Origin of the sequence: Brucella sp. TWI559 (genome assembly GCF_039674265.1) — a bacterium.
Classification (GTDB): Bacteria; Pseudomonadota; Alphaproteobacteria; order Rhizobiales; family Rhizobiaceae; genus Brucella; species Brucella chromiisoli.
On record NZ_JBDJNE010000003.1, the window covers coordinates 84,124 to 109,629 of the forward strand.

A 25,506-nucleotide genomic window follows, 5' to 3' on the forward strand; every position below is an offset into this window, starting at 1 on the left:
GAGAACCGCATGGCCCTTCACTTCGAGCCGGAAGAATTCGCTGCACGTCGCGACCGTCTGATCTTGAAGATGGAGGAAGAGAAGCTGGATGCTTTGCTGCTGTTTGCGCAGGAAAGCATGTACTGGCTGACCGGCTACGACACCTTTGGCTTCTGCTTTTTCCAGTGCCTTGTCGTCAAAGCCGACGGTTCAACCGTATTGATGACCCGCTCCGCCGACCTCCGGCAAGCGCGCCATACATCCAACATCGAGAATATCGTCGTCTGGACCGATCGCGACAATGCAAACCCGGCCATTGATCTGCGAAACATTCTCACCGAGCTTGATCTGCTGGGCACGCGCATCGGCATTGAATACCAGACCCATGGACTAACCGGCGCCAATGCTCGCAAACTTGATGATCAGTTACAGAGCTTCGCTAAGCTCTACGATGCCTCCGGCATAGTGGACAGTCTGCGCCTTCTCAAAAGCCCGGCCGAGATAACGCTTATCAAACGTGCGGCAGAGTTAGGCGACGATGCGCTGGATGCCGCACTGAAACTTATCAAAGCCGGCGCAAGCGAAGCCGATATTCTTGCTGCGATGATGGCCGCCAACTTTGCAGGCGATGGTGACTATCCGGCCAATGAATATATCATTGGCTCCGGCGCCGATGCTCTGCTCTGCCGTTACAAAGCCGGTCGTCGCACGCTTTCAGCCAATGATCAGCTCACGCTTGAATGGTCCGGCGTTTATCGCCATTACCATGCGCCGATGATGCGCACGATTATCGTCGGGCAGCCCCGCCCTGAACATCTCAAGCTTTATGATGCCGCACGTGAAGCACTCGAAGCGGTCGAACAGGCGATGACACCTGCGTCAACATTTGGCGATGTGTTTGACGCACATTCGCGCACGATGGAAGCCCATGGCCTCACCCGTCACAGGCTCAATGCCTGCGGCTATTCTGTAGGCGCGCGCTTCACACCATCCTGGATGGACCCGCAAATGTTTTATTCAGGAAATCCCGAAAGCATACAGCCAGATATGACGCTGTTTGCACACATGATCATTATGGATTCCGACACGGAAACGGCCATGACGCTGGGGCAGACTTATCTCACAACAAATGGTGCTGCTCTGCCTTTATCCCGCCATTCTCTTGATATGATTGCCAAATAGCGCACAATCGGCGATAAATCTGACGGGCGCTGGAATAGTCTGCGCTTTCAGGAGCATGAAGCCGAACATGAACAAGGCACGTCTTTTCATGATGTTGTTGCTTGCTGGACTGCTTGCCGCCTGCAACAGCACCGAATCTGCATTGAACGTGCAGGGAGCCACGCCGCAACCTGCACAAACCACACCGGCAGCGCCGACCCCGGCCGCCACGACACCCGCGACGGCGCCCACAGTGCCAGCGCGTTCCGCAGCCTTAAAGCCGGGCAAGCTTTATATTGCCCCGATCATCGGCGCGCCTGTCACAGTCGTCACGCCGCTCACTCATCGCATTAATGATGACGCGCGTGCAAAAGGCATTGAGCTTGCAGGCAATAATGGCGCGGATGCCGCCTATGTCATGAAAGGCTATTTCTCGGTGCTGTCTGAAGACAATCAGACAACCGTTCTCTATGTCTGGGATGTTCTCGATGCGGCAGGCAATCGCCTTCATCGCATTCAGGGACAGGAAAAAGTATCCGGTTCGGCGGCAGACTCATGGAGCGTTGTTCCACCTTCGGCCATGCAGTCAATCGCTGACAAAACCATACAGGAATATTCAAACTGGCTTGCGGCAAATCGCGCATGAAAAAGCAGTTCGCCGACAAAATACTGAAATCTTTTACTGAATCCAGTGGGCAGCCCTGTGGGAAAGCACTTTAAGAGAGCTTTTTGCAGCAATTGTGACCTCACAGGACTTGCAATGATGGTGACTCTTTGCAATAGGCCGCTCATTCAAGAAAACCTTGAAAGCTGCAGTATTTGGCACCTCTAAAAAAGAATACGCGGTTTTATAGTTTTTAAGAGTGGCATAAGCGTAGCCGAACGTGTTTCGGTTCACGCTGACACAACAGATCACGTCCGTTTCACGGACTTTTTGCGACAGAACGAAACTGCTCCGGCTTCAGAGGCAAAAAGAATGAAACTTTTCGCAGGCAACTCCAACCGGGTTCTTGCCGAATCCGTTGCTCAATATCTCGACATTCCATTGGGCAAGGCGACTGTTCGCCGTTTCGCCGATCAGGAAATCTTCGTCGAGATTCAGGAAAACGTGCGCGGCGAAGACGTATTCGTTCTGCAATCGACCTCCTATCCGGCAAACGACAATCTGATGGAACTGCTGATCATGATCGACGCCTTCCGTCGTTCATCAGCACGCCGCATCACTGCTGTGCTTCCTTATTTCGGCTATGCGCGCCAGGATCGTAAACCCGGCCCACGCACGCCAATCTCGGCAAAGCTGGTTGCCAACCTCATCACCGAAGCCGGTGCAAACCGCGTTTTGACACTGGATCTTCATGCAGGTCAGATTCAGGGCTTCTTCGATATTCCGACCGACAACCTCTATGCGGTTCCGGTCATCGCCCGCGATGTGAAAGCAAACTATCCGACCGGCAATTGCATGGTCGTTTCGCCTGACGTTGGTGGTGTGGTTCGCGCCCGCTCGCTGGCAAAGCGCATCGATGCGCAGCTTGCAATCGTTGATAAGCGCCGTGAGCGTCCGGGGGAATCGGAAGTCATGAACGTCATCGGCGATGTGACCAGCAAAGATTGCCTGCTGTTCGACGATATCGTTGATTCCGGCGGCACGCTGTGTAACGCAGCAGAAGCTCTGCTCGCCAAGGGCGCAAAAAGCGTCACCGCTTATATCACGCACGGCGTTCTCTCGGGTGGCGCAGTTGCCCGTATCGCTTCATCGAAGCTGAAAGAACTGGTTATCACCGATTCGATCCAGCCAACGACCGCGATCAACGACGCACCGAATATTCGCGTCCTGTCGATCTCCAGCCTGATTGGTGAAGCGATTGCGCGCACCGCGGCTGAAGAATCGGTTTCAAGCCTGTTCGATTAATTTAATTGCGATGCCGAGACATGCCGCAAGCAACAGCACAAGCGGCATGTTAAGCCTTAAAACGAGAAGCAAGAATGCCGCCGCGCCTGCAATCAGGACGGCGGCATTGTCTATTGTGCTGACATCTGGCAGCGGCAGCGTGAAAGCACCGAGCGGCACTTCTTGAACCTGTGAAAACAGGACGTGCAGCGAAAACCAGAGCGCGAGATTGGCAATCACACCAACAACCGCAGCCGTGATTCCACTCAGCATAGCTGACAGCCAGCGCAGCTGACGCAGGCGCTCCACAAATGGCGCACCAGCCAATATCCAGAGAAAGCACGGCACGAAGGTAAACCAGAGTGCAATCAGCCCGCCCACAAGCCCACCGGCCAGTGGCGGCAATCCTGACAGATTGGCCGCTCCTACAAAGCCGACGAAAACCAGTACAAGGATCAGCGGCCCCGGCGTGGTTTCTGCCAGTCCCAGACCGGTCAGCATTTCACCGGGTTTCATCCAGCCAAAATGTTCAACGGCCTGCTGTGCTGTGTAGGACAGTGCTGCATAAGCACCGCCAAAAGTAACGACTGCCAGTTTGGAAAAAAATGCAGCTTCCGCAGTGAAGACATGCATGCCGCCAAAGGCCAGATAAAGCCCGACCAATGGCACCAGCCATAACCCACCCCAGATGAGGGTTTGCAGCGAAAATTCACGCAATGCATTGGGGGCGGCTTGCGCGACGTTATTGCTCGCAGCACCGCCCCGCAACCAGTGTCGTAAACCACCGGCAAGTGCTGCCAACAGAACGACAATTGGAAATGGCAGTTTGAGAAGCGCAATTGCTACAAAGGCGGCAATCGCGATCATATAGCAAAAGCCGGAGGTGAGCGTGCGCTTCGCCATCCGGTACAGCGCTTCAAACACCACGGCCAGCACTGCTGCCTTGAGACCAAACAGAAGCCCCGCAACAATATCCACATGTCCAAAGGCAACATAAAGCGCCGATAAGGCCAGCATGACGGTTGCACCGGGCAGAACAAACAAAAGCCCCGCCAGCAAGCCACCGCGCCAGCCTTTGATCGCCCAGCCTGTATAAGTCGCGAGCTGCATGGCTTCCGGCCCCGGCAATAACATGCAGAAATTCAGCGCATGGATCAGTCGCTCCTGATCCAGCCAGCGCTTTTCATCAACCAGAACCCGCTGCAACATGGCAATCTGCGCGGCAGGTCCGCCAAACGACAAAAGCCCTATCTTGCCAAATGTCATGAACAGTTCTCGGAAGTCAGGCTGCGGCTTTGTCGTCATCTTATCTCTCTGCATGATCCTGCAAGCAGTTGCTGAGGATCATTACAGGTTCATGACGGTTTGCACAGAACCACTTTATTCCGCCGCAAGCGCCTCATCCGCCTGATCATCCGGCGCATTCGGATCGCCGGGTGCCGTCTCGCACTCAAGATCAGGGAAGTTCACGATGCGCAAACCTTTGAAATCATTGCGCACAACCAATAATCCGCGCTCTTCGAAGTAGGTCAACAGGCGTCGGGCGCGACTTAGCGAGTGAGTGCCATAAGCTCGCGCCAGTGCCGCATCAGACGGGCATATCGCCCCCGTTACTGCTGCCTGTGCGACAATCAGAAACACACCCTGCACATCATCGGTAAGGCTTTCAGAAAGCGCCAATGCCTTCTGCCATGTCTCACCAGTCGCAACATCGCTCTCAATGCTCGCTTGCGCAACCGCAAGACGGCGGCGGAAAGCAGGCAAAGCGAGCGGCTCGCCAGGAACTCGATGAATCCGGCAGCGCACCAGAAAATCCTGATAAAGCACAGCAACAGAGCGGAAAGAAGCATCGGGATCGTCAACGATCTCGCGCATGACCTTCTCAAGCAAGCTATCACGCTCGGCTTCCACAATGCCGGGGAACAACGGTGCCTCAACAGGCTCTGCTTCCGGCTTTGGCTTGGCCACCTGTGCCAGAATTTCTGCCGTCGATGGTGGCGGAGGTGGTGGCGGCGTGCGGCGCACAACGGTGCGGATTTCTTCCGGCGCTGGCGTAAAAATCAGATCGCGCGCATCCTCCGGCGCATCGGGCAGCGGCATCAGCTTTGGCGACGACGAACGCGCAGAAGTTTCAACCTTACCGATTTTGATCGGCAGCGGACGGCGCGACAAGGCCGGTCCGAGCGCCACAAAATGCCCGCGTTGCAAATCACGGAACATTTCCGCCTGCTTGCGTTCCATGCCGAGAAGATCGGCGGCGCGCGCCATATCAATATCGAGGAAGGTCCGCCCCATCAAAAAATTCGATGCTTCCGCAGCCACATTCTTGGCAAGCTTTGCAAGGCGCTGCGTGGCAATCACACCGGCGAGACCGCGCTTACGACCACGACACATGAGGTTCGTCATCGCACCAAGCGAAAGCTTACGCGCTTCATCTGACACTTCGCCAGCGGCAGCAGGCGCAAAGAGCTGCGCTTCATCCACCACGACGAGCATCGGATACCAATAATCGCGCTCCGCATCGAACAGACCACCAAGAAAAGCCGCCGCCGCACGCATCTGCTGCTCGACGTCCAGACCTTCGAGATTAAGCACCACCGAAACACGATGCTGGCGAATGCGGCTTGCAATGCGGGTGAGTTCAGATTCCGAACGGGCAGCATCGACAACCACGTGGCCGTAAAGATCGGCGAGCGTTACGAAATCGCCTTCCGGGTCTATGATGCATTGCTGCACCCACTGTGCGCTCTGCTCAAGCAGGCGGCGCAGCAGATGCGACTTGCCGGACCCGGAATTGCCCTGCACCAGAAGACGCGTTGCGAGAAGCTCTTCAAGATCAAGCACGGCCTGCTTACCACCGCCAAGCGCCACTGCCGAGGCAGAACCACTTCCAGCAACAGCACCCATGTCGATACCGACCTGCATCTCGTTTCCTTTGTTCCGTGGATGTTGTGACGACTCGGCAGGCAGAACCCGCGATCAGTCTGCCATGCGCTTAACATTTTTGACGCGGCCAATGCCACCCGTTAAGACAAAAGCCCACAGAAGCTGTGGAACGCCTTGCATGAAAAGCCCCTTTGTTCTATAGCACCGCCATCCGCGTAGACACCCTTGGAGGCAACGCGGAATGAAGCCGCCCGGCCTTTCACCCTGTGAAAGGCATATCGGGCTGTTTCATGTTGTTCGTCGTTGCATGATCCCGAAAAGTGGAAACCGGTTTTCGGTCAAGATCATGCACAGATAAAACGGCAAGCGACACTCCAGTAACTTTGAAAGGAAATGCCATGAGCGATACTTACGTGCTCAAGGCCGATCTGCGTACACGGGTTGGTAAGGGGTCCTCCCGCGAACTGCGTCGCAACGGCCAGATTCCAGCAGTCATCTATGGTGACAAGCAGGAGCCACTCGCAATTGCTGTCTCGTACAAGGAAATCTTCTACAAGATCCATGGCGGCGGCTTCAAAACCACGGTTGCTACGATCGAAGTAGACGGCAAGAAGATTCAGGTTCTCCCTAAGGATTACCAGCTCGATCCAGTCCGCGACTTCCCTCAGCATGTTGACTTCCTCCGCGTTTCCGCGAAGTCGGTTGTCCATGTTAACGTTCCTGTTCACTTCAAGAACGAAGAAGCAGCACCGGGCATCAAGAAGGGCGGCGTTCTGAACGTTGTTCGTCACGACGTTGAACTGATCGTTCCGGCAAATGCTATCCCTGACGCACTCGAAATCGACCTGACCGGCCTTGAGCTCGGTGACTCGGTTCACATTTCGGCTGTTAAGCTTCCTAAGGGCGCAACCCCTGCTATTCAGGATCGCGATTTCACGATCGCTACCATTGCGACACCTGCCGGCCTCAAGTCGGAAGAAAACGCTGAAGGCGCAGAAGAAGCGAAGGACGGCGAGTAATCGCTGTCCGCATAGAGGGGTCAGACAACCATGCTGCTCATCGCAGGACTTGGCAATCCCGGCCCTCAATATGCGCATAACCGACATAATATCGGTTTTATGGCGGTGGATGAAATATTCCGCCGCCATCGCTTTTCCAACTGGCAGAAGAAGTTCAAGGCCGAGATCGCCGACGGCGTGATTGACGGCGAGAAAGTCCTTCTCATCAAGCCAATGACTTTCATGAACAATTCCGGCCAGTCGATTGGCGAAGCCATGCGCTTCTACAAACTGACATCTGCCGATCTCGTCGTGATCTATGATGAGCTTGACCTTGCGCCTGCAAAGCTGCGCATCAAGACAGGCGGCGGCTCCGGCGGTCACAACGGCATCAAATCTATCGACGCCCATGTGCAGGCGTTCCCCGGCGGCAAAGACTATCGTCGTGTGCGCCTTGGTATCGGACATCCCGGTGCAAAAGAACTTGTCCACAATCATGTTCTGGGCGACTTCGCCAAAGTCGATAATGAATGGCTTGATAAGCTGTTTGGTGCAATCGCGGACAATATTGGCCTGCTCGCCAAAAAAGAAGACAACAGCTTCATGAACCGCGTGGCTGTTGCCATGGGCGACGGCAATCAGCGTCCCAACGGCTTCAAGGCTGACCCTGCGCAGGCAGCAAAAGCACCGCCGAAAGCCCAAAGCCACATTCGGCAGGCACGCCAGAGTGCAGCGAAGCCGCAGATTCCAGCAGGCGGACCAATGGCTGAAATGCTCAAGAAACTCTTGGGCAACAAGGATTAAACTGCGACTTTTACGCGGTGCTCTTGACGCTTCATAGTTACATGTCGCATAGCGACAAAAGATTTATCCAAGTCGCATAGCGACACCAATTCTATTCTAGTCTGACAGGTAAGATCATGGGTTTCAAATGCGGCATCGTCGGCCTGCCTAATGTCGGCAAGTCCACGCTTTTTAACGCGCTGACCAAGACCGCTGCGGCACAGGCTGCAAACTATCCATTCTGCACCATCGAGCCGAACACCGGCGAAGTGGCCGTCCCCGATCCCCGCCAGAATGGTATTGCGAAAGTAGCAGGCTCGAAGGAAATCATCCCGACCCGCATCAACTTCGTTGATATTGCAGGCCTGGTGCGCGGTGCATCCAAAGGTGAAGGTCTGGGCAACCAGTTCCTCGCCAATATCCGCGAAGTCGATGCAATCGTGCATGTTCTGCGTTGCTTTGAAGATGACGACATCACCCATGTCGAAGGCCGCATTGATCCTGTGTCGGATGCTGAAACCGTTGAAACGGAACTGATGCTCTCGGACCTCGAAAGCATCGAGCGCCGCATCGTTCAGATCCGCAAGCGCGCAGCATCCAAGGACAAGGAAGCAACCACCGTGCTGCCCGTCATGGAACAGGCACTTGAACTGTTGCAGAACGGCAAGCCTGTTCGCCTGATGCTCAAAGACATTGCACCAGATGATCTGCTGATCCTCAAGGGCCTGAACCTACTCACCTCGAAACCAGTGCTTTATGTCTGCAATGTCGCTGAAAGCGATGCCGCCAATGGCAACGAGCACAGCGCTGCCGTCGCCAAAATGGCTGCTGAACAGGGCGCTGAAAGCGTCATCATTTCCGCTGCAATCGAAGCCGAAGTCGCGCAGCTTGCTGATGAAGAAGCCAAGGAATATCTCGACGCCATGGGCCTCGAAGAGCCGGGCCTCGACCGTCTGATCCGCGCTGGCTACAAGCTTCTTGACCTCATCACCTATTTCACGGCTGGCCCCAAGGAAACGCGCGCATGGACCATCAAGCGCGGCACCAAGGCTCCGGGTGCTGCTGGTGTTATCCATACGGATTTCGAGCGCGGCTTCATTCGTGCGCAGACCATCGCCTATAAAGATTACATCAAATACAATGGTGAAGTCGGTGCCAAGGAAGCAGGCAAAGCGCGGGACGAAGGCAAAGAATACATCGTCCATGACGGCGATGTGATGCTGTTCCGCTTCAATACCTGATACGATCAGGCCACCGTGAAAACGGTGGCCTTTTTTCTACGCATGTCTCCCAAAAATGGGAACCGGTTTGGGAATTTAAGACATGCGCAGGCAGAGAAACAGAGTGGCAACGCCACTCTGGTCGGGAGGAGACCGGATTGACTGATAAAACACCCAAATATGCCTATGAGGACTTTACCCGAGGGCTGAAATTGCCTTTTGGCCCTCGCACCATCACCAAAGAAGAGATTATTGAATTCGCGCGCGAGTTCGACCCGCAGCCCTTCCATCTTGATGAGGAAGCAGGCAAGGCAAGCGTGCTCGGCGGTCTCGCTGCTTCGGGCTGGCACACCGTGTCGCTTTTCATGCGCATGATCTGGGATGCCTACCTGAAAGATTCGACCTCACAGGGCAGCCCCGGTATTGAATTCAACCGCTGGAAGCGGCCTGTTCTTGCGGGTGATACCCTGAGCGGACTATCGACGGTGCTTGACCGCCGCCGCTCCAAATCCATGCCGCATGTGGGCTTTCTCACTGTGCATAACGAGATCGTCAATCAGCGTGGCGAAGTTGTTTGCGAGCTACAGCACACGGCCATGATCGGCCTTCGCAATCCTGAACGCGAAGGAGACGAAGCATGAGTTTCATTGAAGATCATCTCGGCGAAGAGCTGACCATCGGCAGCTATACCTTCAGCGCCGAGGAAATCATCCACTTCGCATCAAAGTTCGATCCGCAACCGTTTCATCTCGACGCGCGAGCCGCCAAGAACAGCGTTCTGGGTGGTCTTTGTGCATCTGGCTGGCACACCACCGCAGTTTTTATGAAGCTGAACGTGGCATCTATTGTTGAGGCAACCAAAGACGCTATCAAGCGCGGCGAAGTTCCGCCAACATTTGGCCCCTCACCCGGCTTTGAGAATCTCAAATGGATACGCCCGGTCTATGCAGGTGACACGATCACCTATAAGCGCACCGTCCATGCGATCCGGCCTCTCGGCTCACGTCCCGGCTGGTCAATGCTGAGCATGAGCAGCAGCGCCTATAACCAAAACGGCGACAAAGTTTTATCCTTCGACAATGCCGCCATGGTGAAGCTACCTGCTTAAAATAAAAGCAACGGTGATTGACGCATAAAACCGTTGCTTTTGCTAAACTCAATCGCCTTCAAATTCGACAAGCGTGCGCACTGGTACACCAAGCGCTTCAAGCTTTTTGCGTCCACCAAGGTCTGGCAGATCAATGATGAAGCAAGCGGCAACGATCTCGGCACCCATCTGGAGAAGCAGCTTGGCCGCAGCTTCTGCCGTGCCACCCGTTGCGATCAGATCGTCCACCAGCATGATGCGCTCGCCCGGCACGATGGCATCGCGGTGCATTTCCATTTCATCAATGCCATATTCGAGGCTGTAGGCGATACGCACGGTATCACGCGGCAGCTTACCCTTCTTACGGATCGGAACAAATCCAGCCGAAAGCTGATGCGCAATCGCGCCGCCAAGAATGAAGCCACGCGCTTCGATACCCGCCACCTTATCAACCTTGTTTCCGGCATAAGGATAGACAAGTTCATCGACAGCGCGGCGGAAAGCCTGTGCATCCCCCATCAATGTCGTGACATCACGGAACTGAACACCGGGTTTTGGATAATCAGGAATCGTTCTGATCGCGTCTTTCAACGTGGCTTTAAGGCCGGATTCCATGTTCAGTCCTTTCAATACGACAAATTTAAAGGCTTTTTCAGATTACCTTCAACCACGATATAGCGGCTGCGCCAAGCGTAATCCCTATATTCGAACGATCTTTCACGATCAAAACAAAAAGGGCGCCTTTTGGCGCCCCTTCAACTGTTATGACAAGCGATCAGTGCTTCACATTCGACCAGATCGAACGCTTGGCAATATAAACAAGACCAGCAAACAGCACGAGGAAGATAATGACCCGAAAGCCTGTCTTCTTGCGCTGTTCAAGATGCGGCTCTGCGGCCCACATCAGAAACGCAGAAACGTCACGCGCATACTGATCCACCGTCTGCGGAGAACCATCATCATACGTCACCTGATCGTCGCTGAGTGGCTTTGCCATGGCAAGCGACTTCCCCGCAATGAAGTACGGGTTGTAATGCGTGCCTTCCGGAATATGCATGCCAGCTGGTGGCTGTTCATCATAGCCGGTCAGCAGCGCATGAATATAATCCGGGCCTCCTTCAGCATATTGCGTGAATACGTCGAAGATAAAGGTTGGAAAACCTCGTTCAACGGCACGGGCCTTGGCAATCAGCGAGAAGTCAGGCGGAACTGCGCCATTATTAGCCGCAGCTGCTGCATTCGCATTGGGAAACGGCGATGGAAAATGATCCGTCGCAATTGCCTTTCGGGTGAACATTTCACCGTCCGCATTCGGACCATCGGTGACTTCATATTCGGCAGCGAAAGCCTTCACCTGATCCGGCGAATAACCGAGAGCTTCCAAATTGCGGAAAGCTACCAGATTCATCGAATGGCAGGCCGAACAGACTTCCTTGTAAACCTTGAGGCCACGCTGTAGCTGTCCCTTGTCATAGGTGCCAAATGGCCCCGAAAAGCTCCAGCTTTCCTGCTTCGGATGATGGATCGGATAATGCTCGGGCTCACCCTCGCCACCGCCAGCAGCAAAAGCGCCACCCAGCGTCACACCAAGAGCCACGATCGGAGCAATACCGAAGACAGCGAAATTCTTGAGGATGTTTTTCATTTTTACGTCCTTCATCTCGCGCTTCAGCCCTTGATTTCCACTGGGGCAATCTCGGCCTTGCCTTCGCTCTTTTCAAGAACCGCCTCGGTAATCGAGTTCGGCAGACGCTTCGGCGTCTCAATCAAGCCAAGAACCGGCATGATCACAATGAAGAATGCGAAGTAGTAAAGCGTGCCAAACTGCGCCAGCAATGTGTACGTGCCTTCAGCAGGACGCGAGCCCAGCCAGCCAAGGAAGATCGCATTGATGACAAACAGCCAGAAGAACAGTTTGAACCATGGACGGTAAACGGCCGAACGCACTTTCGACGTATCGAGCCATGGCACAACGAAGAGGATCGCAATCGAACCAAACATCACCAGAACGCCACCAAGCTTGGAGTCGATTGGGCCGATGTTGAAGGTGATTGCACGCAGCATCGCGTAGAATGGCAAGAAATACCATTCAGGCACGATATGCGCCGGTGTCTTCAGCGAGTCAGCCTGAATATAGTTATCCGGGTGGCCGAGGAAGTTCGGCATGTAGAAGACAAAATAGGCGAAGAAGATGAAGAAGACGAGCGCACCAAAAGCATCCTTGATGGTTGCATAAGGCGTGAACGGCAGCGTGTCCGTCTTCGACTTCACTTCAATGCCGGTCGGGTTTGTCTGACCCGTCACATGCAGCGCCCAGACGTGCAGGATAACAACACCCACAATCATGAACGGCAGCAGATAATGCAGCGAGAAGAAGCGGTTAAGCGTTGGGTTATCAACCGCAAAGCCACCGAGCAGCAATTGCTGGATCGGCTCACCGATCACCGGAAAGGCCGTGAAGAAGCCCGTGATAACCGTCGCACCCCAAAACGACATCTGTCCCCATGGCAGCACATAGCCCATGAACGCGGTTGCCATCATCAGCAGGAAGATGACCACGCCGAGAATCCACAGAAGCTCACGTGGCGCCTTGTAAGAACCGTAATACAGCCCACGCGCAATGTGCAGATAAACCGCAATGAAGAAGAAGGATGCACCATTGGCGTGCATATAGCGTAGCAGCCAACCGGAATTGACATCACGCATAATCTTTTCGACGGAAACAAACGCAATCGACGTTTCAGCTGCATAATGCATGGCCAGCACAATGCCGGTAATGATCTGCGCAATAAGCATAAAGCTTAGGATGCCACCGAACGTATACATATAGTTTAGATTACGCGGCGTCGGATAGGCAACAAAGGAATCATAGACAAGACGCGGCAAAGGCAGCCGCTCGTCGACCCATTTCTCGATGCCGGTCGAGGGCGTATATGTGGAGTGATGACCACTCATGTTTTATCTCCCCAAGATCTGTTTTAGCCGATCCTGATGACCGTATCGGAAGTGAATGCGTATTCTGGAATGTGCATGTTTTCCGGCGCCGGACCGCTGCGGATACGTCCTGCAGTGTCATAGGTCGAGCCATGACATGGGCAGAACCAGCCACCGAACGACCCGGATTCACCGAGCGGCACGCAGCCAAGATGGGTGCAAACACCGACCATAACGATCCAGTTTTCCTTGCCTTCACCCGCCGAACGGGCGACATCCGTCGCTTCTGCATCCAAGGGAAGATTGGCATTACGCGCAGCAATGTCTTTCAGATCGCTCAAGGCAGTTACCTTGGCGTCTTCAACTTCCTTAGCAGTACGATTGCGAATGAAAATCGGCTTGCCGCGCCACTTGACGGTCATGGACGCACCTTCTTCAAGAGAAGAAACATCCACTTCAATGGACGCTGCTGCGAGTGTCGAAGCATCGGGGCGCATCTGGTCGATAAACGGCCATGCCAGTCCGCCGACACCGACGACACCAGCCATTCCCGTCGCAATATACAAAAAATCACGCCGTGTCGGCTCAGCCGTGTCGTGTTCGCTCACGTGCCAATTCCTTTTTAACCTGGATATCCAATTGAAAACTCCCCTCGTCCACGTTGCACCTGCGCGAAAGCGATCCTACCCTTTGCGCTCGCACGCAAACGGTAGTCCCGCAAGTACTTGCAGAACGAAACTCCCTCCATCTCAGCGTTCAGGTTTAGGCAGGTTGAAAAGTCTTGTCCAGACGCCAAGCCTAAGGGACGGCACCATGTCGCAGGGTACGGAATTGGTGTGCATTGAAATCCTGCCAAACAAAAACAGCCGCTCAATTTTCCCTTTGTACGAATGTTTTTGTGGCGCTGAAAATGTCGAAACTAATGGTCTACGCCCAGAAAACCGCCTGATTGCCGCTCCCAGAGCCGCGCATAAATCCCGCCACGCGCAATAAGCTCATCATGCGTACCTTCTTCGGCAATGCGCCCCTTATCCATAACGATGAGACGATCCAGCGCCGCGATGGTCGAAAGACGATGGGCGATTGCAAGAACCGTCTTGCCCTCCATGAGCTGACGCAGATTTTCCTGAATAGCGGCTTCTACCTCTGAGTCGAGCGCCGATGTCGCCTCATCCAGAATAAGGATCGGTGCATCCTTCAGGATTGCGCGCGCAATCGCGATACGCTGCCGCTGCCCCCCTGAAAGTTTGACTCCACGTTCGCCAACAAAAGCATCGAAGGATTTGCGTCCGTTAAAGTCCTCAAGTCTTGCGATGAACTCATCCGCTTCCGCCTGACGCGCGGCTTCCGCAAGATCGTCATCTGTCGCATCATCACGCGCCAACATGATATTATCGCGCAACGAGCGGTGCAGAAGTGCAGTTTCCTGACTGACAACCGCAAAGGCACGCCGGAGCGAAGCTTGCGTGACGTCACGCACATCCTGCCCATCAACAAGGATAGCCCCCTTCTCGACGTCATAGAGTCGAAGGATCAAATTCACCAGCGTGGTTTTTCCAGCGCCAGAGTGGCCAACCAATCCGATCCGCTCCCCCCCCTTAACGGTGAAGTTGATATCATCCAAAACACCTCCGGCTTTGCCATAATGGAAAGTCACATGCCGAATATCGATGCGCGCATCGGTGATGTGCAATTGCTTTGCATCGCGCTTGTCTACCAGACCAAGCGGTGCAGACAAAAGCTCCATCGAATTCTCAATGAGACCAAGCTGGCGCAGCATACCATTCAGCTGCATCATGAGGCGTCCGAGCAGCATGTTAAGACGCAGCACCAGACCGAGCGTGAACGACACCTGCCCGACCGTAATTGCGTCTTTCGTCCACAAGTCGATGGTGATGACGGCAACCATCACAATCATCACACCCGACAACCCGGTCATGGCGAGACGCACACCGGAAAGTGACCGGAGAAAGGGGAAGATAGCCGCCAGATAACGCTTAAAGCCATCACGCATATAGCGCTCGTCATCATCGACGGTGTTAAGCTTGATTGTCTGAATATTGGTATAGCTGTCAACGATACGGCCATTGATCATAGAGCCTGCTTCGGCAGATGCTTCCGCATTCTCGCGGATGCGTGGCAGGTAGTGCCTTGCGATCAGACCAAAAGCCACGATCCAGACGATGACCGCGGCCGCAAGCCGCCAGTCAAGCTGGCCAACCAGAACCAGCGTGGTGATGCTGTAGATCGCCATGAACCAGACGACCTGAATGAGACTGTCAATCAGATCACCGGCCGCTTGCCCTGCTTGCCAGACCTTGGTCGCAATGCGCCCGGCAAAATCATTCTGAAAGAATGCATAGGACTGCCGCTGAACATAGGAATTCGCCTGCCAGCGGATCATATTATAGAAACCCGGCGAAAGTGTCTGACCTTCAAGCAGGGTATTTATGCCCGTGACGACAAAGCGGATGACAAGAACTGTGATACCCATGAACAAAAGTTCTGGACCTGCGGCCTGAAGCAGCGCCGACCAGCTTCTTTCAACGCCTGTGCGACTTGACTGATCAAGAATATCGACAAGCCTGCCGGTGAAGTAAAAAAGCCCTGCCTCAACAAGAGGCAGCAGACCGCCAACAACCAGCGAGGCTGCAAGCGGCCATTTGGCCTGCCGCGCGTAGTGCCACAAAAAAGCAAGTGTTGTTGAAGGCGGCCTGAGCTTGTCCGGTTCGCGGAAGGGATCAACCCAACGCTCGAACAGGCTATAAACCGCTTTCATCAATTGCGTATTCCTTACTTTGACATTTCCGCTTCGGCCTGCTCATCAAAGCCAAGGAATCCACCCGACTGACGTGCCCATAGTCCGGCATAAATACCGCCAAGCGCAACAAGCTCCTCATGCGTCCCGTCTTCGACGATTTTTCCCTCATCCATCACAACGAGACGATCAAGGGCAGCGATGGTCGAAAGACGATGCGCAATCGCGATAACCGTCTTGCCTTCCATAAGCGTGTTGAGGCTGTCCTGAATGGCCGCTTCCACTTCTGAATCAAGCGCAGAGGTTGCTTCATCCAGAATAAGGATCGGCGCATCTTTGAGCATCACACGCGCAATCGCGATGCGCTGACGCTGACCACCGGAAAGTTTCACACCACGCTCGCCGACATGAGCATCCAAGCCACGTCGACCTTTTGCATCGGTCAACAGCGGAATGAATTGATCAGCCTCCGCAAGGCGGATTGCCCGCGCGACCATGTCGTCCGTTGCGTCAGGGCGGCCATACATGATGTTTTCACGGACCGAACGATGCAGCAAAGATGTATCCTGTGTCACCATGCCGATGCTGGCGCGAAGCGAATCTTGCGTTACCTTTGAAATATCCTGCCCGTCGATCAGGATGCGGCCTTTTTCAAGATCGTAGAATCGCAGCAGCAGATTAACGAGCGTGGATTTACCTGCCCCCGAGCGTCCGACAAGACCGATCTTCTGTCCTGCTTTGATGTCAAGCGACAGACCTTCAATGACACCCTTGCCTTTGCCATAATGGAAGCCGATTTTATCAAAATCAATTACACCGTCACGCACTCTCAGCGCAGGCGCGTCAGGAACATCCACCACAGCATGGGCGCGCGAGATCGTCGTAATACCATCTTCCACAGTGCCTATGTTTTCAAACAGCGCCGACATTTCCCACATGATCCATTGCGACATACCATTCAAACGCAGCACCAGGCCGATGCCCACTGCAACGGCCCCAACGGAAATCGCTTCGTTCATCCACAGACTGATACCAATCGCCCCCACTGCAAACAGCAATATGCAGTTCGCAAGATAGAGCGTGAAATGGAACAGGGTGATCATGCGCATCTGACCATGCACAGTGGTTAGAAAACCATCGAGGCTTTCTTTGACGTAAGCCTCCTCACGGCTTGAATGCGAGAACAGTTTGACAGTCGCAATATTCGTATAGCTGTCAACAATGCGCCCGGTCATAAGCGAGCGCGCATCAGCCTGCTTTTCCGAAATCACCCGCAAACGCGGAATGAAAAAGCGCAGCAGGATGATGTAAACGCCGAGCCAGACCGCAAACGGGATCATCAAAACAATATCCGCCGAAGCCGCAATAAACAGCGTACCGGCGAAATAGACGATGACATAATTGAGCACATCAAGCAGCTTCATCACCGTTTCGCGCACGGCAAGAGCGGTCTGCATCAGCTTGGTTGAGATACGTCCGGCAAACTCGTCCTGAAAGAACGACATCGACTGGCGGATCAAATAGCGATGCATCAACCAGCGCACACGCATCGGATAGTTTCCGAGCAAGGTCTGGTGAATAAGCAGCGAGTGAATGAGCACTACGCCCGGCAGTCCCACCAGCACGACACCTGAAATCAATGAAAGCCGCCAGCCCTCATTGCTTAAAAAGGTCTCGCGTGACTGGTGCGAAAGCCAGTCAACAATATTGCCCATAAAGGCAAAAAGCGACACTTCTATAATGGCAATCAGTGTCGTAAAAATTGCCATGCCGATAATCCATGGCCATGCGCCACGGGTATAATAAAGGCAAAAAGCGACCAGCCCGCGCGGAGGCTCGCGCGGCGGTTCTTCGGGATAAGCTTCGAGTCGATTTTCAAACCATGTAAACATGGCGATCCTTGTACGGGCACCTTATGAAATTGCCAAGAGAGAGCGAGAACAAAAAGGGAATATTTTTGTGATCAACCAAAGCATCGTTTTCCTTCAGCTTATCACAGCACAGATGTGTTGATGTCAAAGCAAGAGCGGGTTACGGTACTTGCAGCCATCGGATTTGTGAGCTACCCGCTCTATATGGATTTGCGCATCGCCCTTTATCAGCCCGACATTCCCGGCAATACCGGAACCATTCTGCGCATGGCCGCCTGCCTTGGCTTTGCGGTGGACCTAATCGAGCCTGCGGGTTTCGATGTTTCCGATCGCTCATTGAAGCGTGCAGGCATGGACTATCTTGAGCAAGCCGCCCTGACCCGCCATGCCGACTGGCAGCATTTCAACGACTGGCGTCTTCATGCAGGCAAGCGCCTCGTGTTGCTTTCGACCAAAGCCGCGATCCCCTATACGCAATATCAGTTTCAGACGAACGATATCCTGCTGTTCGGAAGAGAGTCTGCCGGCGTGCCTGACAGCATTCAGCATAGCGCCGATGCGCGCCTGATCATCCCGATGATACCGGGTGCGCGCTCCCTCAATCTTGCGGTTTCTGTCGCAATCACAGCAGGCGAAGCTATGCGCCAGAGAAATCAGGAAAAAGAATCCGTTTCAACCGCATAGGCGAATAAGCGGAATCAGTTCCCGAACACGTTTATACATCCAGAAAAAGGTCCTCCCCAATGAAGCCATTGTTCCGCAGCTCTGTTCTTACGGCCTCACTGCTCAGCACTGCAATTGCCGCCCCTGCATTTGCACAAACTGCTGAAACCATTGCGCCGAAGGTTATGGTCATCACTATGTTCGGCGAAGAAGCCAAGCCTTGGCTGGAAGGTGAAAACTTCACGCAGAAGCTGAAGCTGCCGGGCTTGAGCCCTGAATATCCCGAGATTGACTGTACGGCCGAGGGCCTCTGCCACATGACGACCGCCATGGGTTTTGCCAATGCAGCCAGTGCAGTCTCGGCCATGGCGCTGAGCGACAAGCTTGATCTGAAGAACACCTATTTCCTCATCGCGGGCATTGCAGGCGTTGACCCCAAGCATGGCACGCTCGGCTCTGCGCATTGGGCGAAATATGCAGTTGATGCCAACCTCAACCACCGCATTGATATTCGCGAAGCCCCAGAAGGCTGGACCACCGATTTCTTCGGTCTCGGCGCATCCAAGCCGGGCGAAAAGCCAAAATGGGCAGCAGGCACCGAAGTGTTCGAACTCAATGGCAAGCTTGCAGATTATGCGCTTAAAACCACGCAAAGCGTTGAACTTCTCGACAGCGACGATGCCAAGGAATATCGCAAGCACTACACGGAAGAAGCCGCAACCAGCGCTCCGATGGTTACAATCTGCGACACCGCATCTGGCGACACGTACTGGCACGGCACGAAGCTCGGCGAAGCCATGGAACAGTGGGCAAAACTCCTGACCGACGGCAAAGCCGACTACTGCACGTCACAGATGGAAGACAACGCGACACTCACAGCGCTTAAGCGTGCAGCCGATGCGGACAAGCTCGACTTCAACCGTATCGCGCTTCTGCGCACGTCTTCCAACTTCGACCGTCAGGGCAAAGACCAGACAGCATCAGAGTCGCTCGCTGCAAAGTCGGGTGGTTTCCCGCTCGCCACAACCAATGCCTATCGCGTTGGCAAAGCGTATGCTGACAGCATCATCAAAGACTGGAAGTCGTGGGAACAGGCACCGCAGACAGAGGCCAAGTAGTCCGGTAACGGTATAACGACTCAAAAACAAAACGCCCTTCGGCAAAAACCGAAGGGCGTTTTCGCAAATGCCGCATTTGAATCTGGTTTCAACGGCTTGAGCAGCTTTGTTGAATCAGATCTCTAATCTGACGTTGGCAGGCGGCGCATGGTAAATTCGATGACATCATCGGGCCGCTCACACCAGCTCTCGATTTCTGTCCAATATGCAGCCTTGGGAAAACTCTCGAACCATTCGCGCGCTTTATCGCGTGCGGCTTGCCGCGGCAAAGCAAATGTCTCACGGACAAAGCCATCCCGTGGGAGCCTGCTTTTATTCGCGCGGCCTTTTTCAAGCTGCTTGCGCAAGCCTTCCAGCGGCGGTTTGGGCGGTGATGCGCTCATGCAGTTGCCTCCCGTACAAAGGGTTAAAATCCCCTGCCCCATAAGATAGGGAAGCGACGACTTCATGACGAGTCTTTTCTTGGGGAGAGAAATTCGCCTTCGCCCACCATACTGTCTTCGCACTTTGCCAAAAGGCAGGACTTTGCTAAGTCATCTGAATTAAATTACTCAAGAAATTGCGCGAGAGGTTACCTGAAATGCAACGTGACGAAATTCCGGCGATCATCCCGCATGATATCGAAGAGAAAAAACTGGCCGCTCAAAACTGGTTTGAAGAACTGCGCGACCGTATCTGCGCAAGCTTTGAACAGCTTGAAGACGACTTGCAGGGCCAGCTTTCCGATCAGGAGCCAGGGCGCTTTGTTCGCACACCATGGCAAAAGGACGAAGGCAAAGGCGGCGGCGGTGTCATGTCCATCATGCATGGCCGCGTTTTTGAAAAAGTCGGCGTGCATGTCTCAACGGTTCATGGCGAGTTTTCTCCTGAGTTCCGCAAGCAGATACCCGGTGCCGAAGAAGACCCGCGCTATTGGGCCAGCGGTATTTCATTGATCGCGCATCCGCAGAACCCGAATGTGCCGGCCGTCCATATGAATACACGCATGGTTGTCACAACCCGGCAATGGTTTGGTGGTGGCGCTGATCTGACGCCTGTGCTTGACCGTCGCCGCACGCAGGAAGACCCGGATACGCTTGCCTTCCACAAGGCGTTTCGCTTCATCTGCGACAAGCACAAGGACATCGCCGACTACGAGCGTTTGAAAGAATGGTGCGACGAATATTTCTATCTGCCGCATCGCAATGAGGCCCGCGGTATTGGCGGTATCTTCTACGACTGGCTGCATTCATCTGAAGAACAGGGCGGTTGGGATAAGGATTTTGCCTTCACCCGTGATGTGGGCCGTGGGTTCTCGGTTGTTTATCCGCATCTGGTGCGCCAGAATTTTAACAAGGACTGGACACCGGAAGATCGCGAGGAACAGTTGATCCGCCGCGGACGCTATGTCGAATTCAACCTGCTTTATGATCGCGGCACGATCTTTGGTCTCAAGACCGGTGGCAATGTGAATTCCATTCTCTCGTCCATGCCACCCGTGGTAAAGTGGCCGTAATAAGTTAGACAAAGGGCGGGAATTTTCCCGCCCTTTCTTCATACATCGAATGCCGCGTGAAAGGTCACTTCACCGGATGGCATATCACCTTTCATCAAAAGACATTGGAAGTACTTGGCTGGAACACCTTTAAGCTTCAACCGCTCGTCAGCTTTGAAGTCAAAGTGCTGATAATAGGCCGGATCTCCAACCAGAACACAACCGCAAGCTCCATCGTTCTTCAAACGCTTCAGACCTTCACGAATGAGCGCACGACCAATCCCCTTGCCTTGTTTGTCCGGCTGTACGGACACTGGTCCTAATCCATACCAGTCGCTGTCAACACCATCGATACTGACCGGCGAGAACGCCACATGTCCAATGATGTCGTTTTTCTCTTCTGCGACCAGCGATAAGGTCAGAGCCGACGCGGCACGAAGAGCATCAATGATTGCCGCTTCTTTCTGAGTGCTATACGGCATCGTGCGAAACGCCTCAGCAGTCAGATGACGGATTGAAGCAATATCCTGCGGTTGTTCTGTGCGGATATACATTCAGCACCTCTTCATCGATTATTGGCTTGTGCGCGAACGTTGATGCGACCTTTGAGGGAGATACGATAAGCACTTCCCCCACGCGATTCGATCAGCCGTTTTCGCCGCAATTGCTGGAAAATTGCCATCGTGCAATCAGAAAGCACATAGCCTTCACGCGTATAGCATTCGATTTCGCAGATACGTCCGTCTTCGCGCAGATGGCGAATGTAACCGCCCTGCGCCAGCACGTGAAGCACGCGCTGTTCAATACGTGAGATATTCATTGTTGTTATGCCTGGATGGAAACCATGACAAGCATCAGCGCATGCGGGTAAACCAAGCTCCCCCACAGCCAATGCCATTTCCGTCCCTGAACATCTGCGCTTTCCTAAAGGCGCAGCAATTATTCGGAACGATCAGAGGCTTCCGACAATCTCTAGCATCAACAATTCCTTCTAAAGCGCATCCCCATTCGTGGAGCACAAGCAACTGGAGGAAAAAGCCCTCCAGAAGATTATTTAAGAACGCCGTAGTTCAAAGTCAAATCGCTCAGGCTTTTGGCTGATTGCGAAGCTGTTCAGCTTGCGCATAAAACTTCTTTTCCCACTCATTGTGGTTATCCAGCCCTTCCTTGATGAAGGGCGTAAAGATCGCAAGATTCATCAACGCCCAGTTGACAAAACGGGCGGGGAATTTCAGCGGCTTCACGAAATCGACGAACAGCACCACGCGCGTATGCTCGGTGTGGTTCCATGCCTCATGCTCATAGGCATCGTCGAAAATCAAAACCTTGCCTTCCTGCCAGTGGCAGACCTGCTTATCCACGCGGATTGCAAGCTTATCGGCGGGCTCCGGCACGATCATGCCCATATGCAGACGCAGCACGCCATTATAAGGACCACGATGCGGCGGCAGGTGCTTGCCCGGCTCGAAGATCGAGAACATGGCTGTCGTCAGACCCGGAATATGCTGTACCGCGTTCCATGTGTTGGGACAGGCCTTAATATTCTGTTCCGACTTCACACCAAAGCCCAAAAGGAAGAATGTCTTCCAGTGATTATCAGTCGAAATCGTTTTTACGTCTGACGAAATGTCCTGAAACGAAGGCAGCTCGCTCTGACGCAGCAGAACCTTTTCAAGCTCTTTGCGAATAGCTGGATAAGCTTTCTCAACCTCTGCCGCCCATGGGAACGTGGCATTGTCATAGACAGGCGGATTGCCGAGCTTCGCATATTTCAGATTGAGCCGTTCGGCCCAGGCAACGATACCCATGAAGAAGCGCGTGATGGCACCCGGACGCTCCATAGGCGCAATACCCTCAGTGCCAAAATTCTGCTTGGGATCAGAAGATGCATTCCGCGAAGTCGATGGTTCAGTGTTGGACATTCCGCTGCTCTTTCAAAACAAACCTAAAAAATTTCAGCCATAACTCAATGAAACTATGGCTGAATTTTACAAGTCATCAGCCGTTCATTTTATTGCGATCAAGTTTGTCCAGAAGCGCGTCGCGGTCAAGACTAAAACCGGAGTCAATCCATAGAGTTTCGAGATCACGCAGCACTTCGCCAAGCCCCGGCCCCTTCTCGACACCGAGCGCCAGAAGGTCGCCGCCGGTCACAGGAAAGACCAACGGTTCATATTTCTCAAGCGCATCAAGAAGTCTTGAATAACCGCCAGCGCGGATCATTGCTTCATCACTGGCAGCGGCTTCCTGTCGTGCAGACGCATAGGCCAGACGAATACGGTCCGCGACCGCCTGCGAACTGCCGCGATAGATGAGTTTCTTCAGTGCCTGTTCAGATGTTTCCGACTTGATAGCATCGGCGCGTGCCCACGCTTCAAGTCGGGCACGCTCGGCATTTGACATTTTGAGCCGCTTGCCAAGCTCTGTCATGCGAGCCGCATCGGGTGGCACAATGCTTTCAAGACGCAGCAAAGCATCCACGTCCCAGCCAAGATCAGCTTCCGCGCGAACGAGTCCGTGAATGGCATCAATACCCCACTTTTCACTCTCCGGCAGAATGGCGGTCAAAACGCCGGATTGGCGCATCCACAACATCGCACGCGAAGGATCGGGCGCGGACAGCAGCTTCTTGAGTTCCGACCAGATACGCTCGGCTGAAAGCTGGCTCAGCCCGTCTTTCAATCGTGCACTCGCCCGCAATCCATCGGCTTCAGGACGCCCCGAACCATACCATGCAAAAAAGCGGAAGAAGCGCAGAATGCGCAAATAATCCTCACGGATACGCTGTTCAGCATCGCCGATAAAGCGCAGCGTCTTGGTTTCAATATCAGCAAGACCGCCGACATAGTCGATCACATCGCCATCGGCCGTCGCATAAAGCGCATTGATCGTGAAATCACGCCGCTCGGCATCAGCCTTCCAATCGGTCCCGAAAGCCACTTTCGCATGACGACCGTTGGTCTCAATATCCTTGCGCAGGGTCGTGACTTCAAAAGGCTGCCCCTGCACCACAACGGTAATCGTGCCGTGCTCAATGCCCGTAGGCACAGGCTTAAAACCTGCCTCTTTGGCAAGCCTTACTGTTTCTTCCGGCAAATGCGTGGTCGCCAGATCAACATCACTGATCTTCGTGCCAAGCAATGCATTGCGAACCGCACCACCAACAACACGTACTTCACCACCATCACGGTTGAGCGCAGCAAAAAGCGCCTGCAACGGCTTGGAACAAAGCCAGCTTGCCCGATCTGAAATATTCAATGTATCGCTCAACGGTAGAGCCTTTCATAAAGTCCGCGAATAATGCCTGCGGTCACGCCCCAGATGAATCGCTCGTGATAAGGCATCGCGTAATAAAAGCGTTCGGCGCCGTTGAACAGCCTGCTTTCGCGCCGGTGATTGTCCGGGTTCATCAGGAAGGACAGCGGCACTTCAAAAATATCTGCAACCTCGTCCGGGTTCGGATGGACATCGAAAGGTGTGTTGACGACCGCCAGAACCGGCGTAATCGAAAAGCCGCTGCCAGTCAGATAGCGCGGCATTGCCCCAAGAATTTCAGCGCGTTCAGACACAAGGCCAATCTCTTCATTGGCTTCACGCAAGGCGGCATTCTCCGCTGTCCCATCCTCCGGGTCGATGGCCCCGCCCGGAAAGGCGATCTGGCCTGAATGTTTGCGCAAAGTGTCCGTACGCCTTGTCAGCAAAAGCGTTGCTTCCGAACCGCGATCGACGACCGGCACAAGCACGGCAGCATCGCGCATTTTTGCTGTGACCATAGACTGCGTAAAATCGGGATTAAGCAAATGATCACCCGTCAGGTCATTGTGATCGGGCTGCCAGTGGCGAACACGCTCGGCAAAATCATTGGCCGAAAACCTGGAATAGGAATGTACCAAACGATCCGTCATTGAAGCGCTTCCGCAGGCATGATCGGAAAAACTGTGCCGCCCGAGCGTATTGCAAACATCACAATGCCATTCACTTCAATTTCTTCACCCAATGCCACAAGATCATACATCACAGACCGCGCAACCAGCGCCTCAAGCCGTCCACGCACCTTGATATAAGGCTTCAATCCACCACTTTCATCTTCCACGACAAAGCGTAATGGATGCTCGGCATCCACCTCAACCACATCGCCGACATTTGTGCGGAAGGTCAGTTTCCGATCGTCTCCCTCTCCCGAAGCCTGCATTTCAACGGCTATGAAATGCGCGTCTTCGACGCTGATTTCAATTTTCTCCACTGGCGTTACGAGATAGGTTTTTCCGTCTTCATCCTTGCACAACACCGTTGAAAACAAGCGTACAAGCTGTTTACGCCCGATGGGTGTGCCCATGTAAAACCATGTCCCATCGGCTTTGATCTCCATATCAAGCACACCGCAAAATTCCGGGTTCCAGCGCTCTACTGGCGGAATTCCGCGTTCTTTCGTCGCCGGTCCGCTTTGCGCATCCGCATGGGCACGCGCAATAAGGGCCTCCAGTCCGCCCATTCCTTCAGTAGCGGGCTTTGCGCTTTGCAGCCTTTCGTTCCCTTCAGGGGTGCTTTTTGTCATCCGACTCGGTTATTCCTGCTCGAATGTAATTTAAATACCGGAAGTCATGAAATAGTCACCGTTTCACGGCTTGTCAGCATATATAGTGATTTAATCAATCATATGCAGGTGCGGATATTTTTGCGAGGTCC

The 25,506-nt window shown here is 53.8% G+C and carries 26 protein-coding genes; 11 read left to right on the forward strand and 15 right to left on the reverse strand.

Annotation, left to right across the window (positions count from 1 at the left end; translation table 11 throughout):
* Positions 1–9 precede the first annotated feature (9 nt).
* From ABE530_RS06160 to ABE530_RS06170, 3 genes are all read left to right on the forward strand, one after another.
* Positions 10–1,161, forward strand: coding sequence for a M24 family metallopeptidase (locus ABE530_RS06160; RefSeq protein WP_265985554.1), 1,152 nt, complete (start codon positions 10–12; stop codon positions 1,159–1,161).
* 55 nt (positions 1,162–1,216) lie between these two features.
* Entirely contained in the window at positions 1,217–1,786 is a 570-nt protein-coding gene (locus ABE530_RS06165) for a hypothetical protein (RefSeq protein ID WP_396998166.1), read from the forward strand.
* 330 nt (positions 1,787–2,116) lie between these two features.
* Entirely contained in the window at positions 2,117–3,049 is a 933-nt protein-coding gene (locus ABE530_RS06170; protein WP_499693968.1) for a ribose-phosphate pyrophosphokinase, read from the forward strand.
* Here the strand turns inward: ABE530_RS06170 and chrA are convergent.
* Complete coding sequence (gene chrA / locus ABE530_RS06175) at positions 3,032–4,333, reverse strand: chromate efflux transporter (protein WP_499693969.1); 1,302 nt, start codon at positions 4,331–4,333, stop codon at positions 3,032–3,034. The two genes, ABE530_RS06170 and chrA, sit on opposite strands and share 18 nt — an antisense overlap.
* A gap of 75 nt (positions 4,334–4,408) precedes the next feature.
* Positions 4,409–5,953 (reverse strand): helicase HerA domain-containing protein, encoded by a 1,545-nt coding sequence (locus ABE530_RS06180; RefSeq protein ID WP_499693970.1) that lies wholly within the window; start codon positions 5,951–5,953, stop codon positions 4,409–4,411.
* Positions 5,954–6,312: 359 nt separating this feature from the next.
* On the opposite strand from ABE530_RS06180, the gene ABE530_RS06185 reads away from it, so the two are divergent.
* The 5 genes from ABE530_RS06185 to ABE530_RS06205 all read left to right on the forward strand — a co-directional run bounded on the left by ABE530_RS06185 (position 6,313) and on the right by ABE530_RS06205 (position 10,023).
* The gene (locus tag ABE530_RS06185; protein ID WP_265985559.1) at positions 6,313–6,933 is read left to right on the forward strand and encodes a 50S ribosomal protein L25/general stress protein Ctc; all 621 of its coding nucleotides are present in this window, start codon (positions 6,313–6,315) and stop codon (positions 6,931–6,933) included.
* A gap of 30 nt (positions 6,934–6,963) precedes the next feature.
* Complete coding sequence (gene pth / locus ABE530_RS06190) at positions 6,964–7,716, forward strand: aminoacyl-tRNA hydrolase (RefSeq protein WP_499693971.1); 753 nt, start codon at positions 6,964–6,966, stop codon at positions 7,714–7,716.
* 116 nt (positions 7,717–7,832) lie between these two features.
* Complete coding sequence (gene ychF / locus ABE530_RS06195; RefSeq protein ID WP_499693972.1) at positions 7,833–8,936, forward strand: redox-regulated ATPase YchF; 1,104 nt, start codon at positions 7,833–7,835, stop codon at positions 8,934–8,936.
* A 137-nt stretch (positions 8,937–9,073) separates the two neighbouring features.
* Positions 9,074–9,556: a MaoC family dehydratase gene (locus tag ABE530_RS06200; RefSeq protein ID WP_265985562.1), complete on the forward strand. Its 483-nt coding sequence runs from the start codon at positions 9,074–9,076 to the stop codon at positions 9,554–9,556.
* Positions 9,553–10,023 carry a MaoC family dehydratase gene (locus tag ABE530_RS06205; RefSeq protein WP_265985563.1) on the forward strand — a complete coding sequence of 157 codons (471 nt, stop codon included), beginning with the start codon at positions 9,553–9,555 and terminating at the stop codon, positions 10,021–10,023. Before ABE530_RS06200 ends, ABE530_RS06205 begins: the two co-directional genes overlap by 4 nt.
* Before the next feature lie 48 nt (positions 10,024–10,071).
* Here the strand turns inward: ABE530_RS06205 and ABE530_RS06210 are convergent, their stop codons facing one another.
* The 6 genes from ABE530_RS06210 to ABE530_RS06235 all read right to left on the reverse strand — a co-directional run bounded on the left by ABE530_RS06210 (position 10,072) and on the right by ABE530_RS06235 (position 17,586).
* Positions 10,072–10,617 carry an adenine phosphoribosyltransferase gene (locus ABE530_RS06210; RefSeq protein WP_024899419.1) on the reverse strand — a complete coding sequence of 182 codons (546 nt, stop codon included), beginning with the start codon at positions 10,615–10,617 and terminating at the stop codon, positions 10,072–10,074.
* 160 nt (positions 10,618–10,777) lie between these two features.
* Positions 10,778–11,647, reverse strand: coding sequence for a cytochrome c1 (locus ABE530_RS06215; protein ID WP_265985565.1), 870 nt, complete (start codon positions 11,645–11,647; stop codon positions 10,778–10,780).
* 23 nt (positions 11,648–11,670) lie between these two features.
* The gene (locus tag ABE530_RS06220; protein ID WP_265985566.1) at positions 11,671–12,957 is read right to left on the reverse strand and encodes a cytochrome b; all 1,287 of its coding nucleotides are present in this window, start codon (positions 12,955–12,957) and stop codon (positions 11,671–11,673) included.
* Positions 12,958–12,980: 23 nt separating this feature from the next.
* Positions 12,981–13,544 carry a ubiquinol-cytochrome c reductase iron-sulfur subunit gene (gene petA, locus ABE530_RS06225; RefSeq protein WP_265985567.1) on the reverse strand — a complete coding sequence of 188 codons (564 nt, stop codon included), beginning with the start codon at positions 13,542–13,544 and terminating at the stop codon, positions 12,981–12,983.
* 311 nt (positions 13,545–13,855) lie between these two features.
* Positions 13,856–15,715: an ABC transporter ATP-binding protein gene (locus tag ABE530_RS06230; RefSeq protein ID WP_499693973.1), complete on the reverse strand. Its 1,860-nt coding sequence runs from the start codon at positions 15,713–15,715 to the stop codon at positions 13,856–13,858.
* Positions 15,716–15,729: 14 nt separating this feature from the next.
* A complete protein-coding gene (locus tag ABE530_RS06235; protein ID WP_265985569.1) occupies positions 15,730–17,586 on the reverse strand; it encodes an ABC transporter ATP-binding protein in 1,857 nt (618 codons plus the stop codon).
* 183 nt (positions 17,587–17,769) lie between these two features.
* On the opposite strand from ABE530_RS06235, the gene ABE530_RS06240 reads away from it, so the two are divergent.
* Complete coding sequence (locus tag ABE530_RS06240) at positions 17,770–18,249, forward strand: tRNA (cytidine(34)-2'-O)-methyltransferase (RefSeq protein ID WP_499694091.1); 480 nt, start codon at positions 17,770–17,772, stop codon at positions 18,247–18,249.
* A gap of 59 nt (positions 18,250–18,308) precedes the next feature.
* Positions 18,309–19,346, forward strand: coding sequence for a purine-nucleoside phosphorylase (locus ABE530_RS06245; RefSeq protein WP_499693974.1), 1,038 nt, complete (start codon positions 18,309–18,311; stop codon positions 19,344–19,346).
* Positions 19,347–19,468: 122 nt separating this feature from the next.
* Here ABE530_RS06245 and ABE530_RS06250 read toward each other — a convergent pair whose 3' ends face one another.
* Entirely contained in the window at positions 19,469–19,729 is a 261-nt protein-coding gene (locus ABE530_RS06250; RefSeq protein WP_265985571.1) for a hypothetical protein, read from the reverse strand.
* 197 nt (positions 19,730–19,926) lie between these two features.
* Between ABE530_RS06250 and hemF the strand changes: the two genes are divergently transcribed.
* Positions 19,927–20,841, forward strand: a complete 915-nt coding sequence (gene hemF / locus ABE530_RS06255) for an oxygen-dependent coproporphyrinogen oxidase (RefSeq protein ID WP_265985572.1) — start codon at positions 19,927–19,929, stop codon at positions 20,839–20,841.
* A gap of 38 nt (positions 20,842–20,879) precedes the next feature.
* On the opposite strand, the gene ABE530_RS06260 is transcribed toward hemF, so the two are convergent.
* From ABE530_RS06260 to ABE530_RS06285, 6 genes are all read right to left on the reverse strand, one after another.
* Positions 20,880–21,374, reverse strand: a complete 495-nt coding sequence (locus tag ABE530_RS06260) for a GNAT family N-acetyltransferase (RefSeq protein WP_265985573.1) — start codon at positions 21,372–21,374, stop codon at positions 20,880–20,882.
* A gap of 11 nt (positions 21,375–21,385) precedes the next feature.
* The gene (locus ABE530_RS06265) at positions 21,386–21,640 is read right to left on the reverse strand and encodes a YjhX family toxin (protein ID WP_265985574.1); all 255 of its coding nucleotides are present in this window, start codon (positions 21,638–21,640) and stop codon (positions 21,386–21,388) included.
* A 265-nt stretch (positions 21,641–21,905) separates the two neighbouring features.
* Complete coding sequence (gene olsC, locus ABE530_RS06270) at positions 21,906–22,742, reverse strand: ornithine lipid ester-linked acyl 2-hydroxylase OlsC (protein ID WP_396998144.1); 837 nt, start codon at positions 22,740–22,742, stop codon at positions 21,906–21,908.
* Between the two features lie 76 nt (positions 22,743–22,818).
* A complete protein-coding gene (locus tag ABE530_RS06275) occupies positions 22,819–24,090 on the reverse strand; it encodes a CCA tRNA nucleotidyltransferase (RefSeq protein ID WP_499693975.1) in 1,272 nt (423 codons plus the stop codon).
* Positions 24,087–24,725, reverse strand: coding sequence for a CoA pyrophosphatase (locus ABE530_RS06280; RefSeq protein ID WP_499693976.1), 639 nt, complete (start codon positions 24,723–24,725; stop codon positions 24,087–24,089). The genes ABE530_RS06275 and ABE530_RS06280 overlap by 4 nt, the downstream gene beginning before the upstream one ends.
* Entirely contained in the window at positions 24,722–25,375 is a 654-nt protein-coding gene (locus ABE530_RS06285; protein WP_499693977.1) for a DUF1285 domain-containing protein, read from the reverse strand. The genes ABE530_RS06280 and ABE530_RS06285 overlap by 4 nt, the downstream gene beginning before the upstream one ends.
* Positions 25,376–25,506: the final 131 nt, after the last annotated feature.

What these genes read in the sequence shown, in the direction of transcription:
- ABE530_RS06185 (WP_265985559.1), top strand. Translation starts at nt 6,313, where the DNA reads ATGAGCGATACTTACGTGCTCAAGGCCGATCTGCGTACACGGGTTGGT.
- olsC (WP_396998144.1), bottom strand. Translation starts at nt 22,742, where the DNA reads ATGTCCAACACTGAACCATCGACTTCGCGGAATGCATCTTCTGATCCC.
- ABE530_RS06170 (WP_499693968.1), top strand. Translation starts at nt 2,117, where the DNA reads ATGAAACTTTTCGCAGGCAACTCCAACCGGGTTCTTGCCGAATCCGTT.
- ABE530_RS06230 (WP_499693973.1), bottom strand. Translation starts at nt 15,715, where the DNA reads ATGAAAGCGGTTTATAGCCTGTTCGAGCGTTGGGTTGATCCCTTCCGC.
- chrA (WP_499693969.1), bottom strand. Translation starts at nt 4,333, where the DNA reads ATGACGACAAAGCCGCAGCCTGACTTCCGAGAACTGTTCATGACATTT.
- ABE530_RS06210 (WP_024899419.1), bottom strand. Translation starts at nt 10,617, where the DNA reads ATGGAATCCGGCCTTAAAGCCACGTTGAAAGACGCGATCAGAACGATT.
- ABE530_RS06165 (WP_396998166.1), top strand. Translation starts at nt 1,217, where the DNA reads ATGAAGCCGAACATGAACAAGGCACGTCTTTTCATGATGTTGTTGCTT.
- ABE530_RS06265 (WP_265985574.1), bottom strand. Translation starts at nt 21,640, where the DNA reads ATGAATATCTCACGTATTGAACAGCGCGTGCTTCACGTGCTGGCGCAG.
- pth (WP_499693971.1), top strand. Translation starts at nt 6,964, where the DNA reads ATGCTGCTCATCGCAGGACTTGGCAATCCCGGCCCTCAATATGCGCAT.
- ABE530_RS06250 (WP_265985571.1), bottom strand. Translation starts at nt 19,729, where the DNA reads ATGAGCGCATCACCGCCCAAACCGCCGCTGGAAGGCTTGCGCAAGCAG.
- ABE530_RS06260 (WP_265985573.1), bottom strand. Translation starts at nt 21,374, where the DNA reads ATGTATATCCGCACAGAACAACCGCAGGATATTGCTTCAATCCGTCAT.
- ABE530_RS06160 (WP_265985554.1), top strand. Translation starts at nt 10, where the DNA reads ATGGCCCTTCACTTCGAGCCGGAAGAATTCGCTGCACGTCGCGACCGT.
- ychF (WP_499693972.1), top strand. Translation starts at nt 7,833, where the DNA reads ATGGGTTTCAAATGCGGCATCGTCGGCCTGCCTAATGTCGGCAAGTCC.
- ABE530_RS06240 (WP_499694091.1), top strand. Translation starts at nt 17,770, where the DNA reads ATGGATTTGCGCATCGCCCTTTATCAGCCCGACATTCCCGGCAATACC.
- hemF (WP_265985572.1), top strand. Translation starts at nt 19,927, where the DNA reads ATGCAACGTGACGAAATTCCGGCGATCATCCCGCATGATATCGAAGAG.
- ABE530_RS06215 (WP_265985565.1), bottom strand. Translation starts at nt 11,647, where the DNA reads ATGAAAAACATCCTCAAGAATTTCGCTGTCTTCGGTATTGCTCCGATC.
- ABE530_RS06245 (WP_499693974.1), top strand. Translation starts at nt 18,309, where the DNA reads ATGAAGCCATTGTTCCGCAGCTCTGTTCTTACGGCCTCACTGCTCAGC.
- ABE530_RS06220 (WP_265985566.1), bottom strand. Translation starts at nt 12,957, where the DNA reads ATGAGTGGTCATCACTCCACATATACGCCCTCGACCGGCATCGAGAAA.
- ABE530_RS06180 (WP_499693970.1), bottom strand. Translation starts at nt 5,953, where the DNA reads ATGCAGGTCGGTATCGACATGGGTGCTGTTGCTGGAAGTGGTTCTGCC.
- ABE530_RS06285 (WP_499693977.1), bottom strand. Translation starts at nt 25,375, where the DNA reads ATGACAAAAAGCACCCCTGAAGGGAACGAAAGGCTGCAAAGCGCAAAG.
- ABE530_RS06280 (WP_499693976.1), bottom strand. Translation starts at nt 24,725, where the DNA reads ATGACGGATCGTTTGGTACATTCCTATTCCAGGTTTTCGGCCAATGAT.
- ABE530_RS06235 (WP_265985569.1), bottom strand. Translation starts at nt 17,586, where the DNA reads ATGTTTACATGGTTTGAAAATCGACTCGAAGCTTATCCCGAAGAACCG.
- ABE530_RS06205 (WP_265985563.1), top strand. Translation starts at nt 9,553, where the DNA reads ATGAGTTTCATTGAAGATCATCTCGGCGAAGAGCTGACCATCGGCAGC.